Source organism: Actinomadura monticuli (genome assembly GCF_041463655.1).
In the GTDB taxonomy this organism is placed as follows: Bacteria; Actinomycetota; Actinomycetes; order Streptosporangiales; family Streptosporangiaceae; genus Spirillospora; species Spirillospora monticuli.
Window position 1 is genome coordinate 250601 of record NZ_JAXCEI010000001.1, and the last position, 15770, is coordinate 266370.

14 protein-coding genes are annotated in these 15770 nt (G+C 74.8%); 5 read left to right on the plus strand and 9 right to left on the minus strand.

All coding sequences use genetic code 11. The annotated features are described in order from the left end of the window. The first annotated feature begins 13 nt into the window (after nt 1–13). The 3 genes from SM611_RS01210 to SM611_RS01220 all read left to right on the plus strand — a co-directional run bounded on the left by SM611_RS01210 (nt 14) and on the right by SM611_RS01220 (nt 2559). Nucleotides 14–1099, plus strand: a complete 1086-nt coding sequence (locus SM611_RS01210) for an S-(hydroxymethyl)mycothiol dehydrogenase (protein WP_371946886.1) — start codon at nt 14–16, stop codon at nt 1097–1099. Continuing rightward, nucleotides 1099–1743: an MBL fold metallo-hydrolase gene (locus SM611_RS01215; protein WP_371946887.1), complete on the plus strand. Its 645-nt coding sequence runs from the start codon at nt 1099–1101 to the stop codon at nt 1741–1743. Before SM611_RS01210 ends, SM611_RS01215 begins: the two co-directional genes overlap by 1 nt. Before the next feature lie 90 nt (nt 1744–1833). Next, nucleotides 1834–2559 (plus strand): hypothetical protein, encoded by a 726-nt coding sequence (locus SM611_RS01220; protein WP_371946888.1) that lies wholly within the window; start codon nt 1834–1836, stop codon nt 2557–2559. On the opposite strand, the gene SM611_RS01225 is transcribed toward SM611_RS01220, so the two are convergent. Both SM611_RS01225 and SM611_RS01230 read right to left on the minus strand, forming a co-directional pair. Then, entirely contained in the window at nt 2556–4148 is a 1593-nt protein-coding gene (locus SM611_RS01225) for an adenylate/guanylate cyclase domain-containing protein (protein WP_371946889.1), read from the minus strand. The two genes, SM611_RS01220 and SM611_RS01225, sit on opposite strands and share 4 nt — an antisense overlap. A gap of 74 nt (nt 4149–4222) precedes the next feature. Beyond that, nucleotides 4223–4717, minus strand: coding sequence for a winged helix-turn-helix transcriptional regulator (locus SM611_RS01230; RefSeq protein ID WP_371946890.1), 495 nt, complete (start codon nt 4715–4717; stop codon nt 4223–4225). Between the two features lie 96 nt (nt 4718–4813). Between SM611_RS01230 and SM611_RS01235 the strand changes: the two genes are divergently transcribed. Then, the gene (locus SM611_RS01235; RefSeq protein ID WP_371946891.1) at nt 4814–6208 is read left to right on the plus strand and encodes an MFS transporter; all 1395 of its coding nucleotides are present in this window, start codon (nt 4814–4816) and stop codon (nt 6206–6208) included. Here the strand turns inward: SM611_RS01235 and SM611_RS01240 are convergent. From SM611_RS01240 to SM611_RS01250, 3 genes are read right to left on the minus strand one after another with little or no spacing between them, the layout of a single operon-like run. Then, nucleotides 6205–7596, minus strand: a complete 1392-nt coding sequence (locus SM611_RS01240) for a vWA domain-containing protein (protein ID WP_371946892.1) — start codon at nt 7594–7596, stop codon at nt 6205–6207. The genes SM611_RS01235 and SM611_RS01240 overlap by 4 nt on opposite strands. Before the next feature lies 1 nt (nt 7597). Further along, nucleotides 7598–8467 (minus strand): AAA family ATPase, encoded by an 870-nt coding sequence (locus tag SM611_RS01245; protein ID WP_371946893.1) that lies wholly within the window; start codon nt 8465–8467, stop codon nt 7598–7600. Continuing rightward, a complete protein-coding gene (locus tag SM611_RS01250; RefSeq protein WP_371946894.1) occupies nt 8464–8898 on the minus strand; it encodes a hypothetical protein in 435 nt (144 codons plus the stop codon). Before SM611_RS01250 ends, SM611_RS01245 begins: the two co-directional genes overlap by 4 nt. Before the next feature lie 123 nt (nt 8899–9021). On the opposite strand from SM611_RS01250, the gene SM611_RS01255 reads away from it, so the two are divergent. Further along, the gene (locus SM611_RS01255) at nt 9022–9384 is read left to right on the plus strand and encodes a hypothetical protein (RefSeq protein ID WP_371946895.1); all 363 of its coding nucleotides are present in this window, start codon (nt 9022–9024) and stop codon (nt 9382–9384) included. 3 nt (nt 9385–9387) lie between these two features. Here the strand turns inward: SM611_RS01255 and SM611_RS01260 are convergent, their stop codons facing one another. The 4 genes from SM611_RS01260 to murJ all read right to left on the minus strand — a co-directional run bounded on the left by SM611_RS01260 (nt 9388) and on the right by murJ (nt 15761). Next, nucleotides 9388–11574: an acyl-CoA dehydrogenase family protein gene (locus tag SM611_RS01260; protein ID WP_371946896.1), complete on the minus strand. Its 2187-nt coding sequence runs from the start codon at nt 11572–11574 to the stop codon at nt 9388–9390. 73 nt (nt 11575–11647) lie between these two features. Continuing rightward, complete coding sequence (locus SM611_RS01265) at nt 11648–12661, minus strand: TerC family protein (RefSeq protein WP_371946897.1); 1014 nt, start codon at nt 12659–12661, stop codon at nt 11648–11650. A 246-nt stretch (nt 12662–12907) separates the two neighbouring features. After that, nucleotides 12908–14107, minus strand: a complete 1200-nt coding sequence (locus SM611_RS01270; RefSeq protein ID WP_371946898.1) for a glycosyltransferase family 4 protein — start codon at nt 14105–14107, stop codon at nt 12908–12910. Further along, the gene (gene murJ, locus SM611_RS01275) at nt 14100–15761 is read right to left on the minus strand and encodes a murein biosynthesis integral membrane protein MurJ (protein WP_371946899.1); all 1662 of its coding nucleotides are present in this window, start codon (nt 15759–15761) and stop codon (nt 14100–14102) included. Before murJ ends, SM611_RS01270 begins: the two co-directional genes overlap by 8 nt. Nucleotides 15762–15770: the final 9 nt, after the last annotated feature.

Genomic DNA, 15770 nt, shown 5'->3' on the forward strand with positions numbered 1-15770 from the left:
GAGAGGCGGCAGTATGGCGCAGCAGGTACGCGGGGTCGTCGCACCGGGCAAGGGCCAGCCCGTGCGGATCGAGACGATCAACGTCCCGGACCCGGGTCCGGGCGAGGCGGTCGTCGATGTCCAGGCGTGCGGGGTCTGCCACACCGACCTGCACTACCGCGAGGGCGGGATCAACGACGAGTTCCCGTTCCTGCTCGGGCACGAGGCGGCCGGGGTCGTCGAGTCCGTCGGCGACGGCGTGACCGAGGTGGCGCCGGGCGACTTCGTCGTCCTGAACTGGCGGGCGGTGTGCGGGCAGTGCCGGGCCTGCCTGCGGGGGCGTCCCTGGTACTGCTTCGACACCCACAACGCCGCGCGGAAGATGACGCTGGAGGACGGCACCGAGCTGTCCCCCGCGCTCGGCATCGGCGCCTTCGCCGACAAGACGCTGGTGCACGCGGGGCAGTGCACGAAGGTCGACCCGGCGGCGAAGCCCGAGGTGGCGGGGCTGCTCGGGTGCGGCGTGATGGCCGGGCTCGGCGCGGCGATCAACACCGGCCGGGTCGGGCGGGGCGACTCGGTCGCGGTCATCGGCTGCGGCGGGGTGGGCGCGGCGGCGGTGCTCGGCGCGCGGCTCGCCGGCGCGGCGCGCATCATCGCGGTGGACCTGGACGAGCGGAAGCTGACCACCGCGTCCGCGCTCGGCGCCACGCACACCGTCAACGGCCGGGAGAAGGACGTCGTCGAGACCGTGCGCGAGCTGACCGGCGGGTTCGGCGCCGACGTGGTCGTGGACGCGGTCGGCCGCCCGGAGACCTACGAGCAGGCGTTCTACGCGCGCGACCTCGCGGGGACCGTGGTGCTCGTCGGGGTCCCCACGCCGGAGATGAGGCTGGAGCTGCCGCTGCTGGACGTCTTCGGGCGCGGCGGGTCGCTCAAGTCGTCCTGGTACGGCGACTGCCTGCCCTCGCGCGACTTCCCGATGCTCATCGACCTCTACCTGCAGGGCCGCCTGGACCTCGACGCGTTCGTGTCCGAGACGATCGGGCTGGGCGACGTGGAGGCGGCGTTCGAGAAGATGCACCACGGCGACGTGCTGCGCTCGGTCGTGATGCTCTGATGGCCGCGGACGCGCCGCGGGCGCGCATCGACCACGTCGTCACCTCCGGGACGTTCTCCCTCGACGGCGGCACGTGGGAGGTCGACAACAACGTCTGGATCGTCGGCGACGACGCCGAGGCGATCGTCATCGACGCCGCGCACGACGCCGACGCGATCGCGGCGGCGGTCGGCGACCGGCGCCTCGTGGCGATCGTGTCCACGCACGGGCACGACGACCACATCGACGCGGCGCCCGCGTTGAAGGCGCGCACGGGCGCGCCGATCCTGCTGCACCCGGACGACCTCATGCTGTGGAAGCAGAGGCACCCGGACCTCAGCCCCGACGGCGACCTCGCCGACGGCCAGGTCATCACGGTGGCGGGCACCGGGCTGACCGTCCTGCACACGCCGGGCCACAGCCCCGGCGCGGTCTGCCTGCACGCGCCCGCGCTGGGCACGGTGTTCTCCGGCGACACGCTGTTCAGCGGCGGGCCGGGCGCGACCGGCCGGTCGTTCTCCGACTTCCCGACGATCATCACCTCGATCCGGGAGCGGCTGCTGACGCTGCCGCCGGAGACGACCGTCCGCACCGGGCACGGCGACTCCACCACGATCGGCGCCGAGGCGCCGCATCTGGCCGAGTGGATGGCCCGCGGGCACTGACCCGGCTAGTGTCCCCCGTGTCGGACAGGCGTGTCGGACAGGCGTGGCGGGCAGGCGTGGCGGGCAGGCGTCCGGGGCCGGGAGGGTGCGATGCGACGGGGGGCGCCGCTGGCCCTGCTGCTGTGCGGGGCGCTGGCGGGGTGCGGGCAGAGCGCCGAGGGGGCGGCGGGACGGGTCCCGCCGCCGGCGGCGCCGGCCCCCGCCGCGACCGCGTCGGCCGCGTCGACCGCGCCGGCGCCGGCGCTGACGGGCTCCCCGTTGCTCGGACGGGCCGGCGGGTGGCGCGTCACCACCTACTACACGGCGCGCGAAAGCCTCTACGACGGTGAGCGCAAGGCGGTCCGGGGGTGCGAGACGTTCCACTGCTCGCACGGGAAGTCTCCGCTCGGGGCGTATCCGGCCGACTTCCTCAAGGTCGTCCAGATGGAGGGCAGCGGGCGCATCACCGAGGGGCCGCGGCGGGGCCGGTACCTGAACTGGTCGCACAGCGTCGGCTTCTGGCTGGACGACACGACGCGCGACTCGCGGGGGCGTCCGCTGCGGCCGTGGGCGTCGGCGGCGGCCGACAAGTCCGTCCTGGCGCGGGGCCGGCGGTTCGCGATCGTCGGGTGCGGCAAGGACGGCAACGGCCGCCCCGTCCAGGGCGAGGTGTGCGCGGTGTTCCGGAAGGCCCGCTGGACGGTCACCGATCTGTTCCGTCCCGGCTACGGGGGCGAGAACCACGCCGACGTCTATATCGGCGAGGAGCAGGGCTCGCGCCTCTCGGAGTCGCCGTTCTACACGACGCTGAAGGGCGCCACCCTCGGCCCGTCCTAGGAGGGGACGCGCTCGGACGGGCGCGGCGACGCGAGCCGGGTGGCCCGCGTCCGGCCCCGGAGCGTGACCTCCTCGCCGAGCGACCACCGCGCGGCCTCCTCGGGGTCGGCCTGCGCGACGAGGGAGCCCGAGGCGAGGACCCGCTCCTCGGTGCCCTTGGCCATGTCGGTGAGGCGGGCGGCCTCGTTCACCGGGTCGCCGATCACGGTGTACTCGAAGCGCTCCTCGGCGCCGATGTGCCCGGCGACCGCCTCGCCCGCCGAGACGCCGACCGCCGCCGCCAGTTCGGGGACGTCCTCGCGCAGCCGGCGGGCCAGCTCGCGGGCCGCGGCGAGCGCGCGGCCGGGCGCGCCGTCCAGCGGGAGCGGCGCGCCGAAGATCGCGAGCGCGGCGTCGCCCTCGAACTTGTTGATCCAGCCGCCGTGCGCGCCGACGACCTCGACGACGACGGCGAAGAAGTCGTTCAGCAGCCGGACGACCGCGGCGGGCGGCCGGTCGGCGGCGAGCCGGGTGGAGCCGATGATGTCCACGAAGATCACCGCGACCTCCCGCAGCTCGCCGCCGAGGTCGATGCCGCGCTCGACGGCGACGCGCGCGACGTCCGCGCCGACCTGCCGGCCGAACAGGTCGCGGAGCCGCTCGTGCTCGCGCAGCCCGGCCGCCATGTGGTTGAACCCGGCCTGCAGCAGCCCGACCTCGCTGGCGTCGTAGACGGGGACCTCGACGTCCAGGTCGCCGCGCTGCACGCGGGCGAGGCCGAGCCGCACCGACTCGACCGGGTCGGCGATGGCGCGGGCGGCGGTGTAGGTGACGCCGAGCCCGACGAGGAGCGCGATGCCGCCGAGCGCGAGCACCGCGACGGCGAAGTCCCGCACGGTGATCCGGGCGATGACGAACGAGCCGATGGCGAGGGTGATCAGGCCGAGGATCGGGACGGCGGTGCCGAGGCCCCAGGCGAGCACGGAGCGGGCGACGACGCCGGGCAGGCCGGTGCGGCTCGGCAGCTCGCTGCGCATCGCGGTGGTCACCGCGCGGCGCAGCAGCCGCTCGGTCAGCAGGTAGACGATCGTGCAGGTGGTGAGGCCGCCGAGCAGGCTGGTCAGGCCGAGCTTGACGGCGAGCAGCCCGGAGAACGGGGCGTTGATGACGACCCAGCCGACCGTCCCGATGCCCCACAGCGTCAGGTGCAGGGCCATCAGCCGCAGCGGCCCGTACAGCAGCAGGGCGCGCTCGTGCCGGTCGGGCTCGTCGTGCCGCTCGACGAGGCGCCGGACGCGGCGGAAGAACCGCTCGCCGAGCAGCAGGCCGACGGGCACGGCCGCGGACACGTAGGCGGTGAAGACGACCAGGTTGATGAGCTGGAGCCGGTCGGAGACGTGCCCGACCGGGTCGGGGACGACGACCGCGAACACCAGGACGACGAGGGCGCCGCCGAGGTTGGCGAGCCCGGTGGCGATCGTGACGAGGATGCGGGCGCGGCGGGCGATCCGCGCGCGCGAGTCGCCGGGCGCGCCGTCGATCAGCCGCCACAGGAGGCCGAGCCGGTTCCGCCTGGGCCGTGGCGCAGGCGTCGCCTTTTCGGTCTCCATGAGCGTGCAGATTAGCCGGTCAAATCCCGCAAAACCCGACAGCAGGCGCGCGTTCTCGGCGAGGGATTGCTCACTCAGGTGCGAATCGGGTCCAGCAGGCGGTGCGGTGACCGCAGCACCAGGCTGACCGGGTCGGTGCGCCGCCGCACCCCCGGCCCGGCGTGGATCTCCAGCTCCTCCGGACGGACGTGGCGCCCGCAGCCGGAGCACGTCCCGTCCGGGCCGACCCGGGTGCCGCAGGCCACGTGGACGAAGACGCGGCACGCCTCGGCGGCCAGGTGGTCCTCGGCCCAGCGGGCGAGCGTGTGCACGACGGGCCACAGCTCCTTGCCCATGTCCGTCAGCAGGTAGTCGTGGCCCTCCTTGACCAGGACCCCGGTCTCGACGAGCGACTGCAGGCGCGCCGACAGCACCGCCCGCGGGATGTCCAGGTGGACGAGGAAGTCGCTGAACCGGCGCACGCCGTAGAAGGCGTCCCTGATGATCAGCAGCGTCCAGCGCTCCCCCACGACCTCCAGCGCGCGGGCCAGCGAGCAGTCCTGCGCCGCGTAGTCCTTGCCGAGTGCCATGCGCCCCACATTACCCGCCGGGGAGTTCAATGATTGAACCAGGCGTGCTACCGTCGGCTCATTCTAGTTCGTTCACTGAACTTGACGGGAGAGCACATGACGACCCTGGCCGCACCGCGCGCGGCGCGCCGCGCGTCCGGCCCGCCCGCCGCGCTGGCGCTGCCGGCCGCCGCGACCCTGCTGGCCCTCATGAACTACTGCGCGCCGGCGGCGACGCTCGCCGACACCGCCCGCGGCCTGCACGCCGGGGCGACCGCGCAGATCTGGCTGATGAGCTCCATCAGCCTGGGCCTGTCGGCGGCGCTGCTCGCGGCCGGCGGGCTCGCCGACGACCACGGCCGCAAGCGGATGTTCGTCCTCGGGGCGGCGGCGCTCGCCGTCTCCAGCGTGGCGTGCGCCCTCGCCCCCAACGCCCCGGTGTTCGTCGCGGGCCGGATCGCGCAGGGCGCCGCCAGCGCCGCGCTGCTGGTCACCGGGCTCGGCATCGTCGGCGCGTCGTTCGAGGGCCCGCGCCGGGCGCGGGCGACCGGCGCGTGGGGCGCGATGGTCGGCCTCGGCATCGCGCTCGGCCCGATCGGCGCGGCCGGGCTGACCGTGCTCGGCGGGTGGCGGCTCTGGTACTGGGCGACGGTCGCCGCGTCCGCCGTGCTCGCCGCCGCGGCCGCCCGCACGCTGGCGGAGTCGCGGGCCGAGCGGCCGCGCGGCGTGGACGTCCCGGGCCTCGCCACCATGAGCCTGGGCGTCGCGGCGCTCGTCGCGGCGATCACCTGGGGCCGCACGGGCTGGACGTCCCCGGCCGTCCTCGCGCTGTTCGCGGTCGCGGCCGTCCTGCTCGCCGCGTTCGCGCTGGTCGAGTCGCGGCGCCGGGACCCCCTGGTCGACCTCGCGCTGTTCCGGCGGCCCGCGTTCCTGCTGTCGGTGACGGGCGCACTCGTCACCGGGCTCGCCGTGATCGGCGTCATGACCTACCTGGCGACGATGATGAGCCTGGTCATGGGCCTGTCGCCGGTCGAGGCGGCGCTCGTCCTCGCGATCTGGTCCGCGCTGTCGTTCGCCGTCGCGCTGCAGGCGCACCGGCTCCCGGCGCGGCTGCCCGTCCGGCGGCTGCTGGCCGCCGGGTTCGCGCTCGCCGCCGTCAGCGAGTTCGCGATGGCGGACCTGGCCCCGGACGCGCACTGGTGGCGCCTCGCCCCCGGCCTCGCCGTCGCCGGCGTCGCGAGCGGCCTCACCAACGCGATGCTCGCCCGGCTGGCCGTGGAGAGCGTCCCCGCGGACCGGGCGAGCATGGGCGCCGGCGCCAACAACACCGCCCGCTACATCGGGGCGTCGCTCGGGGTGGCGGTCGTCGGCGCCGTCGCGACCGGCTCCGGGCACGACCCGTCCGCGCTGGCCCGCGGCACCAACACCGCCATGGTCGTCTCCGCGGTCGCCGCCCTCGCCTACGCCGCCCTCGCCCTGGTCATCCGCGACCGCCGGCCCGCGTCCGGCTAGGCCAGCTCCTCGACGAAGGCGGCGAGCTGCGTCAGGTTGCGGCACTCGAACATGGGGAGCAGCTCGCCGTAGCGGGACGCGGCGGAGTCACCGGTGTCCCACCGGTCGCGCGGCTCGGGGTTGAGCCAGTACGCGTGCCGGGCGCGGTCCACCATCGAGCGCACGATCGGCAGCGACAGCTCCCCGTAGTTGGAGCGCGCGTCGCCGAGGATCAGCAGGGACGTCCTGGACGTGACGGCGTCCCGGTACCTGTCGTCGAACACCTTGATCGCGTGGCCGTAGTTGGAGCGGCCGGTGATCCAGACGAGGTCGGCCTCGGCGGCGAGGCGCGCCATCGCGTCCACCACGTCGGTGCCGGGCGCGAAGTACTTGGTGATCTCGTCGGTGGCGTCGATGAACGCGAACGCGCGGACCTTGCTGAACTGCTCGCGCAGCGCGAACGTCAGCAGCAGGGTGAAGTGCGCGAACGCCGACACCGAGTCGCTGGCGTCGCACAGCACGACCAGTTCCGGCTTGTGCGGGCGGCGCGGCCGGTGGTGCGTGGTGAGCGGCACTCCCCCGCTGGCGAGGGACGCGCGCACCGTCCGGCGGAAGTCGAGCCGCCCGCGGCGGCCGTGCCGCTGCCGCTGCACCAGGCGGGACGCCAGCTTGCGGGCCAGCGGGTACACCTCGCGGCGCAGCGCCTCCATCTCGGCCCGGCTCGCGCTCGCGAAGTCCAGCCGCTCCAGCGGCGGCCGGACGGCGATGCGGGCGGTCCGCTCGACGCCGGTGTCCTCGGCGATGCGGCGCCGCACCTCGCCGGCGACCAGGTCCTGGAAGCGGGCGATGCGGTCGCGGAACGTCCGGCGCGCGACCCGCTCGGCCATCCCGCCGCGCTCCTGCCCGCCGAGGACGGCGTTGAGCAGCCGCGCCATCAGCGTCTCCGGCGACAGCGCGGTCAGGACGCCGGAGGAGAACCACGACTCCTGCCCGGGCGTCTGCCCGTACTCGGCGACGGCCGTCCGGGCGAACTGCCGCAGGCCCGCGTCGTCGCCGGAGAGCAGCAGCTCCGCCAGCTCGCCGCGGCGGTCCTGGACCCGCGGATCCAGCGCGGGCGGGACCGGGCGCCCGTCGTCGCCGAGCGTCCGCGCGCCGCGCCCGGCCGGCGCGCCCGCGCCGGCCCCGACCGCGGCCGGGAACCACAGGTCGAAGAGCGTGTCGAAGGTCGGGCGGTGCTGGGGCCGCTTGACGACCGTCGCGGCGTAGGCGGCGCGCAGCGACTCGCGGTCGAGCAGGTCGATCGCCTGCAGGGCGCGGACCGCGTCCAGGCCCTCGGCGACCGACACCGGCAGCCCCGCCCTGCGCAGCTCGGCGACGAACCCGGTGTGCCGGTCGACGAGGGACGCCATCTCAGCCCCGCAGCCCCAGTTCCCTCGCCGCGCGCTCCTGGTCGGAGACGTGCTTGAGGACGACGCCGAGGGTCCGCGCGACGGCGGCCTCGTCCAGGTCGTCCAGGCCGAGCGCGAGCAGCGTGCGCGCCCAGTCGACCGTCTCCGCGATGGACGGCGCCTTCTTGATCTCCAGGTCGCGCAGCGTCCCCACCGTGCGGACGAGCTGCTCGGCCAGCTCCGCCTCGATCCCCGGCACCTGCGCGAGGACGATGTCGCGTTCCCGCTCGGGCGCCGGGTAGTTCAGGTGCAGGTAGAGGCAGCGGCGCTTGAGCGCCTCCGACAGCTCCCGCGCCGCGTTCGAGGTGATGAGGACGAACGGGCGCCGGACCGCGCTCACCGTCCCGAGCTCGGGGATCGTCACCTGGAAGTCCGACAGGACCTCCAGCAGCATGCCCTCCACCTCGACGTCGGCCTTGTCGGCCTCGTCGATCAGCAGGACGGTCGGGTCCGCGCGCCGGATCGCGGCCAGCAGCGGCCGCTCCAGCAGGAACTCCTCCGAGAAGATGTCGTCGTGGGTCTCCTGCCAGGCCCGGTCCGCCGGGGCCGCCTGGATGGCGAGGAGCTGCTTCTTGTAGTTGAACTCGTAGAGGGCGCGGGCCTCGTCCAGCCCCTCGTAGCACTGCAGCCGGATCAGCTCCGCGCCGGTCGCCGCCGCGACGGCCTTCGCCAGCTCCGTCTTGCCGACCCCGGCCGGGCCCTCGACGAGCAGCGGCTTCCCGAGCGCCTGCGCGAGGTACACGGTCGTGGCGATCGCCTCGTCCGCGAGGTAGCTGACCTCGGCCAGCCTGGCCTCGACGTCCGCCGGCGAGGCGAACATTCCGTCGGTCATCCGTTGCCCTTCTTCGCGCCCCGCTTCGAGACGACCTTCTTGTACTTCTGGTTGGTACCGGCGAAGACGAGCGTGTTCGCGTTCTCCAGGCTGACGCCCCAGTAGGACGCGGTCCGGGGGTCGCCGCCCCGCCACGAGAAGCGGAACTTGCCGCCGCCCTCGGGGATCGCCGACCCGCTCCACAGCTTCTGCCCGCCCCGCACCCACACTCCGCCGCCGTCGGCGGCGAACTGGAAGTAGTCCTCGGCGGTGCCGACCCAGCGCCCGACGAGCGGCTTGACGTCGGCCGGCCGCACCGCCGGCAGCGGCGCCAGCGTCGTGGCCGGCGCGGACGGATCGGCGCCCGCGGCGTCCCCCTTCTCCCCCCCGCCGCACCCGGCCAGCGCGAGCACGGCGACGGCGCAGGCGCCGACGACCATCGAACGGGCCACGAAGACCTCCGGGGGGATCTGGGGCGAAAGCCGCAGTGTATTCCGGTTGCTACCTGCGGCGTACTCGGCGGTTCGCACCTCGGGGTGACGCGGGCGGGCGGGCCGGCTGCCTATAACGGAGCCATGACCACCCCACGACTGCCCCGCGAGGACCTCACGGCGGCGCTGGCCGCCCGGCGCGAGCTCGGGCCCGACTACGACGACGCCTTCATCGAGACGGTCGTGGACCGCATCGAGGAGGCCCTCGACGCCCGCACCGCCGCCGCGCCGCGGTCCCGGCGCCGTCCGGCGCCCGAGCCGCGCCGCGGCGGCGAGTACACCGCCGCGCCACGCGATCACAGCCTGGCCATGGCGGTGCTGTCGCTGCTGGCCGCGATCCCGCTGAGCGCGATCGCCGTCGTCAACGCCGGCCTGCCCGGCCTGCTGCTCGCCCTCGCCGGCATCGTGCTGGTGAACCTCACCTACACGTTCCGGCCGCGCCCGTAGCGGCTACTTGCCGGGCTCCGGGTCGCGGGGCAGCCCGAGGAGGCGCTCGCCGATGATGTTCAGCTGGACCTCCGTCGTGCCGCCGTAGATGGTCATCGCGCGGCTGAACAGCATGGCGCGGGCGACGATGCCGCTCTCGGTCATGGGGACCTCGGTGGCGGCGGCCGTGCCCTGCGCGGCCCAGCAGTAGTCGGCGACGTCCTGGTTGAACTGGACGCCGAGGAGCTTGCGGACGCTGGCCTCCGCGCCCGGCTCCACGCCGTTCAGCTGCTTCAGGGTCGTGCGCAGGCCGAGCAGGTCGATGGACTGGCCCTGCGCGACGAGCTTGCCGACCTCGGCGGCGGCGACGGCGTCCAGGTCCCGGCCCTGGAAGAACTTCAGCAGCTCCGGGACGCCCATGCCGAGGCCGCCGCCGGTGGACAGCGACACCCGCTCGTTGGACAGCGTGTTCCGCGCGACCTGCCAGCCGCGGTTCACCTCGCCGACGACGCGGTCGTCCGGGACGAAGACGCCGTCCAGGAAAACCTCGTTGAACAGCGCCTCGCCGGTCAGCTCGCGCAGCGGGCGCACGTCCACGCCCGCCGCCTTCATGTCGACGAGGAAGTAGGTGATGCCGTCGTGCTTGGCGGCGTCGGGGTCGGTGCGGGCGATGCAGAAGCCCCACTGGGCGTGCTGGGCGAGGGACGTCCAGATCTTCTGCCCGGTGAGCTTCCAGCCGCCCTCGACGCGCTCCGCCTTCATCGACAGGGACGCGAGGTCGGAGCCGGCGCCCGGCTCGGAGAACAGCTGGCACCAGACGATCTCGCCGCGCAGCGTCGGGCGGAGGAAGCGCTCCTTCTGCTCGTCCGACCCGTACCGGACGAGGGACGGCACCAGCCAGGCGCCGATCCCCAGGTTCGGGGCCTTGACCTTGGCGGCCTTCAGCTCCTGCTGGATGAGGATCTGCTCGACCGGCCCGGCCTCGCGGCCCCACGGCTTCGGGAAGTGCGGGACGGTCCAGCCCTCGTCGCCCATACGGGCGGCCCTGTCCTCGGCCGCGGCCAGCTCGGCGACCTCCGCGCGGATCCGCTCGCGCAGCGGCTGGGCGTCGGCGTCGAGTTCGAGGACGACCTCGCGGCGGCCCCCCTCCAGCGCCTGCTTCGCGATCTTGGCGGCCCAGCCCTTGGACGGGCCGAGCAGCGACCGGAGCGTGAGGGCGCGGCGCAGGTACACGTGCGCGTCGTGCTCCCAGGTGAAGCCGATGCCGCCGAGGATCTGGATGGCGTCGCGGGCGGTCTGCACGCCCGCGTCCAGCGCGATGACGGCGGAGACCGCGGCGGCGAACTCGGCCTCGTCGGTGCCCTCGTCCATGGCGCGGGCGGCGTCCCAGGCGGCGGCACGGGCCTGCTCCAGCGCGATCAGGCTGCGCGCGGCCTTGTGCTTGACGCCCTGGAACTGCCCGATCGGGCGGCCGAACTGCTCGCGGACCTTGGCGTACTCGGCCGCGGTCTCGACCAGCCGGCCGGCGAGGCCGGCGGCCTCGGCGCCGAACAGCGCGGCGGCGATGTCGGTGACGCGGCCGGCGGTGAGCCCGTCCGCGACCCGGTCGGCGGCGACCGGCACCCCGGACGCCTCGACGGCGGCGACGCGGCGGACCCGGTCCAGGCTCGCGACGGGGGTGACGGTGAGGTCGGCGGCGTCGACGGCGACCCACTGCTCGCCGTCGTCGGCCGCGACCGGCAGGACGATCACGTCGGCGAGCGCGGCGCCGAGCACCGTCCCGGACGTGCCGGACACGACCAGGGAGCCGCCGTCGCGGCGGCCGGTCAGCGCGCCGTCCAGCGCGACGGCGGCGGTCTTCGACCCGTCGGCGAGCGCGGGCAGCAGCTCCGCGCGCAGCTTGGCGTTGCTGGACGCGTCGATGACCGCGCTCGCGAGGACGGTCGGCAGGAACGGGCCGGGCGCGGCGGCGCGGCCCAGTTCCTCCAGCACGACCGACAGCTCCAGCAGGCCGTAGCCCTGCCCGCCGTGCTCCTCGTCCAGGTGCAGGCCCAGCAGGCCCTGCTCCGCCAGGGCGGGCCAGAACCCGGGCCTGGTCTCCTCGTCCGCGTCCAGGGCGGCTCGGACGGCCGTCGCCGGGATGTTGCGCTCGGCGAAGCCGCGCACCGAATCGGCGAGCGCCTCGTGCTCCTCGGTCAGCCCGATGGCCATGCGTAACCCTCTCTCAGACCTTTTGACCGAGATTCTAGAACAGGATTCGGGTCTGTGGGGAGTGCCGCGGGTCTCAGCTCTCGCGTGTCGCCGCGGCGTCCGGCTCGTCCGCCCCGGCTTCGCGGAGCGGCTCGCGCAGCCCCTTGCCCTCCGGCCGCCGCCCCGCGGCGAGACTCGCCACGGTGGTGGCCGTGAGGGTGCCCGCGATGACCGCGAGGGACAGCCAGATCGGGATCTCCGGCGCCCACGCGACACCGTACTCGTGCAGCGCGTGGAAGATCAGCTTGACCCCGATGAAGCCGAGGATGAACGCCAGCCCGTGCGCGAGGTAGACCAGCCGGTCGGTGAGGCCGCCGATCAGGAAGTACAGCTGGACGAGGCCCATCAGCGCGAACGCGTTGGCCGTGAAGACCAGGTACGGCTCGGTGGTCAGCCCGAAGATCGCGGGGATGGAGTCCAGCGCGAACAGCACGTCGGTCGAGCCGATCGCGATCATCACGATGGCCATCGGCGTCATCAGCCGGCGGCCGCCCGCCCGCGTGGTGAACCGGCTGCCCTCGTACTCGTCGGAGGTGGGGATGACGCGCTTGGCCCACCGCAGCAGGCGGTTCTCCTTGAACTCCTCCTCGTCGCCGCCGCGCACCAGGCCGACCGCGGTCCAGATGAGGAACGCGCCGAAGAGGAAGAAGACCCACGTGAAGGTCGAGATCGCCGCGGCGCCGACCGCGATGAAGATTCCGCGCAGCAGCAGCGCGATCACGATGCCCGCCATCAGCACGGTGTGCTGCGCCTGCTTCGGCACGGCGAACCGCGTGAGGATCACCATGAAGACGAAGAGGTTGTCGACGCTCAGGCTCTTCTCGGTGACGAACCCGCCGAAGTACTCGCCGGCGTACCGGCCGCCGGCGAAGAGCCAGACGCCGACGCCGAACAGCGCGGCGAGGCCGATGTAGATCGCCGACCAGAACGCGGCCCTGCGGGTCGTGAACTCCCGCGTGTCGTTCCTGTGGATCAGGAACAGGTCGGCGGCGATGACGGCGAGGATTCCTGCGATGGTCAGGCCCCACACCATGGGTGAGACGGACACGTGAACACCTCCAGCGGACACGAACGAGCGCTGGAGGTCTCTCCCGCCCTGAACACCGAGCGTGCGGGCCGCGGAACCCGGGCCGGTACGGACCGACCGTATTGACGAGAACCGCGCGCGGGGATACTCCCCTCCACTTGCCTACTTGAACGCGGGCGGCGCCGGAGGCGTTCCAGGTTCACCGGATTTCTTCGGCCCGGTTCCGAACCCTGTCCCCGGTTGGCCCGTCTAAGGCCCGGCGATGCCTCAGCGGCGGGTGTCGGTCAGCTCCCGGTACATGCTCGCGAGCTGGTCGACGGCGTCCGCCTCGTCCGGCAGCAGCGCCGCCCGCTCGGCGGCGGCCGAACCGAGCCGCGCGGCGAGCGACGGGTCGTCCAGGACGCGGCTCACCGCGCGCTCCAGCGCCTCCCCGTCGCCCGGCGGCACCAGCAGCGCCGCGTCGCTCTCCGGCCCATGCAGCAGCGACCCGCCCGCGGGCCGCTCCGCCGCGCCGACCATGCCGGGGATGCCGCCGACGCGGGTGGCGACCAGCGGCCGTCCGGCCCGCAGGATCTCCTGGACGACCAGCGGCTGCCCCTCCCACACGCTCGGCACGACCGCCACGTCGCAGGCGGCCAGCAGCCCCGGGACGTCGGAGCGGCGGCCGAGCAGCCGGACGGGCAGGTCCTCCGCCTCGATCCGGGCGAGCAGGCCGGCTTCGAGGGGGCCGTCGCCGGCGAGGGCGACGAGCGGCGGCGGGGTGCGCGCCGCCCACACCGCGGCGGCGTCCAGCAGCGTGGGCAGGCCCTTCTGCTCGGCGAGCCGCGCCACGGTGAGGATCAGCGGCCGCTCCCCCACGCCCAGCTCGGCCCGCAGGTCGGCGCGGACGGCCGGGCCCGGCTGCGTCCGCGGCGCCGGGGCCGGGACGACCGCGTGGCCCACCGACCGGGCGCCGAGCGACCGCATCCTCTCCTCCAGGTCGGGCGAGACGCCGAGGACCCGGGTGGCGCCGCGCGCCACGACGCGTTCCAGCGCCCCGTACACGGCGGCCGTCCGCCCGCCCGTGATGACGGCGTTGTGCAGGGTGACGACGAGCGGCGGGCCGCCCCGCGAGAACCGCAGCGGCCCCGGCGCGACCCGCGCCCCCGCCGCCACGGCGAGCGCCCCCGCCCGCAGCCCGTGGGCGTGCACGACGTCGGCGCCGCGCAGCAGCGCGCGCAGCCGCCGCACCGCCTTGGCGTCGTTCACCGGGCGGGGCCGGTCGGCGAGGTCCACCTCGGCGAACCGCGCGCCGGTGCCGCTGAAGCCGAACTGCTCCTCGGTCGCGGCGGGCCCGCACACGAGCACGCGGGCGCCGCGTCCGGCGAGGCCCGCCGCGACGGACCGGACGTGCCGTCCGACGCCGCCCGCGCTGGTGCCGAGGACGATCGCGACGCGCAGCCCGTCCAGGTCCCGGTCGTCAGCCATTGCGTGTCACCTTCCGGGTGAGGACGGCGCGCAGGTCACGGCCGTCGATCAGGAACGCGAGGATCAGGAACACCGCGCCGGCGGCCAGCGCGGCCAGCGCACCCGTCCCGACGTTGCGCAGCTCGCCGGCCGGGCCGGTGCCGCCCGGGCCGAGCAGCGCGGCGACCCCGTATCCGGCGGCGCCGCCCGCCGCGCCGCCCAGCAGCCCGGCCGCCAGCGCGCGCGGGAGCCCCCGCGCGGACGCCGCCCCCCGGGCCCGGACGAGCGTGCCCAGCAGCAGCACGCCCGCGACGGTCATCCCCACCGCGTTGCCGATGCCGAGGGCCGCGACGACCCACTGCCGGTCGACCGACAGCACCAGCGCGACGTCGGCGACCATCACGACCGCCCAGCCGGCGACGACCGCCGCGGCCCCCATCCGGCCCCGGTGGCAGGCGAACAGGACGCGGCCGAGATGGGCGACGAGCCCGTAGCCGAGCAAGCCCGGCGCGAACGCGAGCACCGCGCGCGACAGCACCTCCTGCTGGTCGGGATGGCCGGGGTTGAACACCGCCGCGACCGGCACCGCGACGGCGGCCAGCGCGGCGGCGCCCGCGCACGACACCAGGATCACCGCGCGGGTCGTGGACGCGGTGACCTGGTCGAACCGGTCCTGCTCCCCCGCACTGATCCGCGCCGACAGCAGCGGGAACGCGCTCGTCGCGATCGGCACCGCCAGGATCGCCCACGGCAGCAGGTAGATCGCCCACGCGTACTGGTAGTTGGCGAGCGCGCCGCCCGTGCCCTCGTAGCTGAGCCGGACGACCAGCAGCGCCGACAGCTGCTGCGCCGCGACGGTGGCGAGGCCCGCGACCGCGAGCCGCCGGACCCGCCGCGCCACGCCGTCCGGGAAGCGCAGCGTGGGACGCAGCCGCAGCTTCAGCCGCCACGCCGCGATCCCCGCGGTCGCCGCCATCGCGACGCCGCCGAGCGTCGTCCCGACCGACAGGGTCAGCTCCGCGTCCAGCGGCAGGCCCGCGAGGTCGTTCTCGTGGCCCCGGCCGAGCGGCGCGTAGGCGACGTAGGCGCCGATCACCACCAGGCTCGACATCAGCGGCGCGAGCGCGGGCGCGACGAACCTGCGGTGCGACTGCAGCAGCCCGTACAGGACGACCGCCATCCCGTACATGACCATCTGCGCCGACATGATCGCGAGCATGCTGGAGCCGACGTCCACGATGTCGCCGCGCGAGCAGCCCGTGAGGTCGCCGCCGACCAGCACCTCCATGATCGGGCGGGAGCCGAGCGCCATCAGCGCCGACAGCGGCACCATCAGCACGACGATCCAGGTGAGCAGCGCCGACCCGATCCTGCGGACCTGCTCGCGGTCGCCGCGCTCGGCGGGCCCGGCCAGCACCGGCACGACCATGCTGGCGAGCGCGCCGCCCGCGACGATCTCGTAGACGATGCTGGGGAACTGCGTCGAGGTGAAGTACGCCTGGCTCAGGCAGGACGTCGTGACCGTCTGCGAGAAGGCGTAGGTGCGCCCGAACCCGGCGAGCCGCGACAGGACCGTGATGACCGCGATGACGACGGCGGCCCCCGCGAGGCCGCCGGCCAGCCGGCGCGCCGCCGGGGAGCGCGAGGACGGGGAGGACGTTTCGGGAGGGGTCACGCTCGTGGA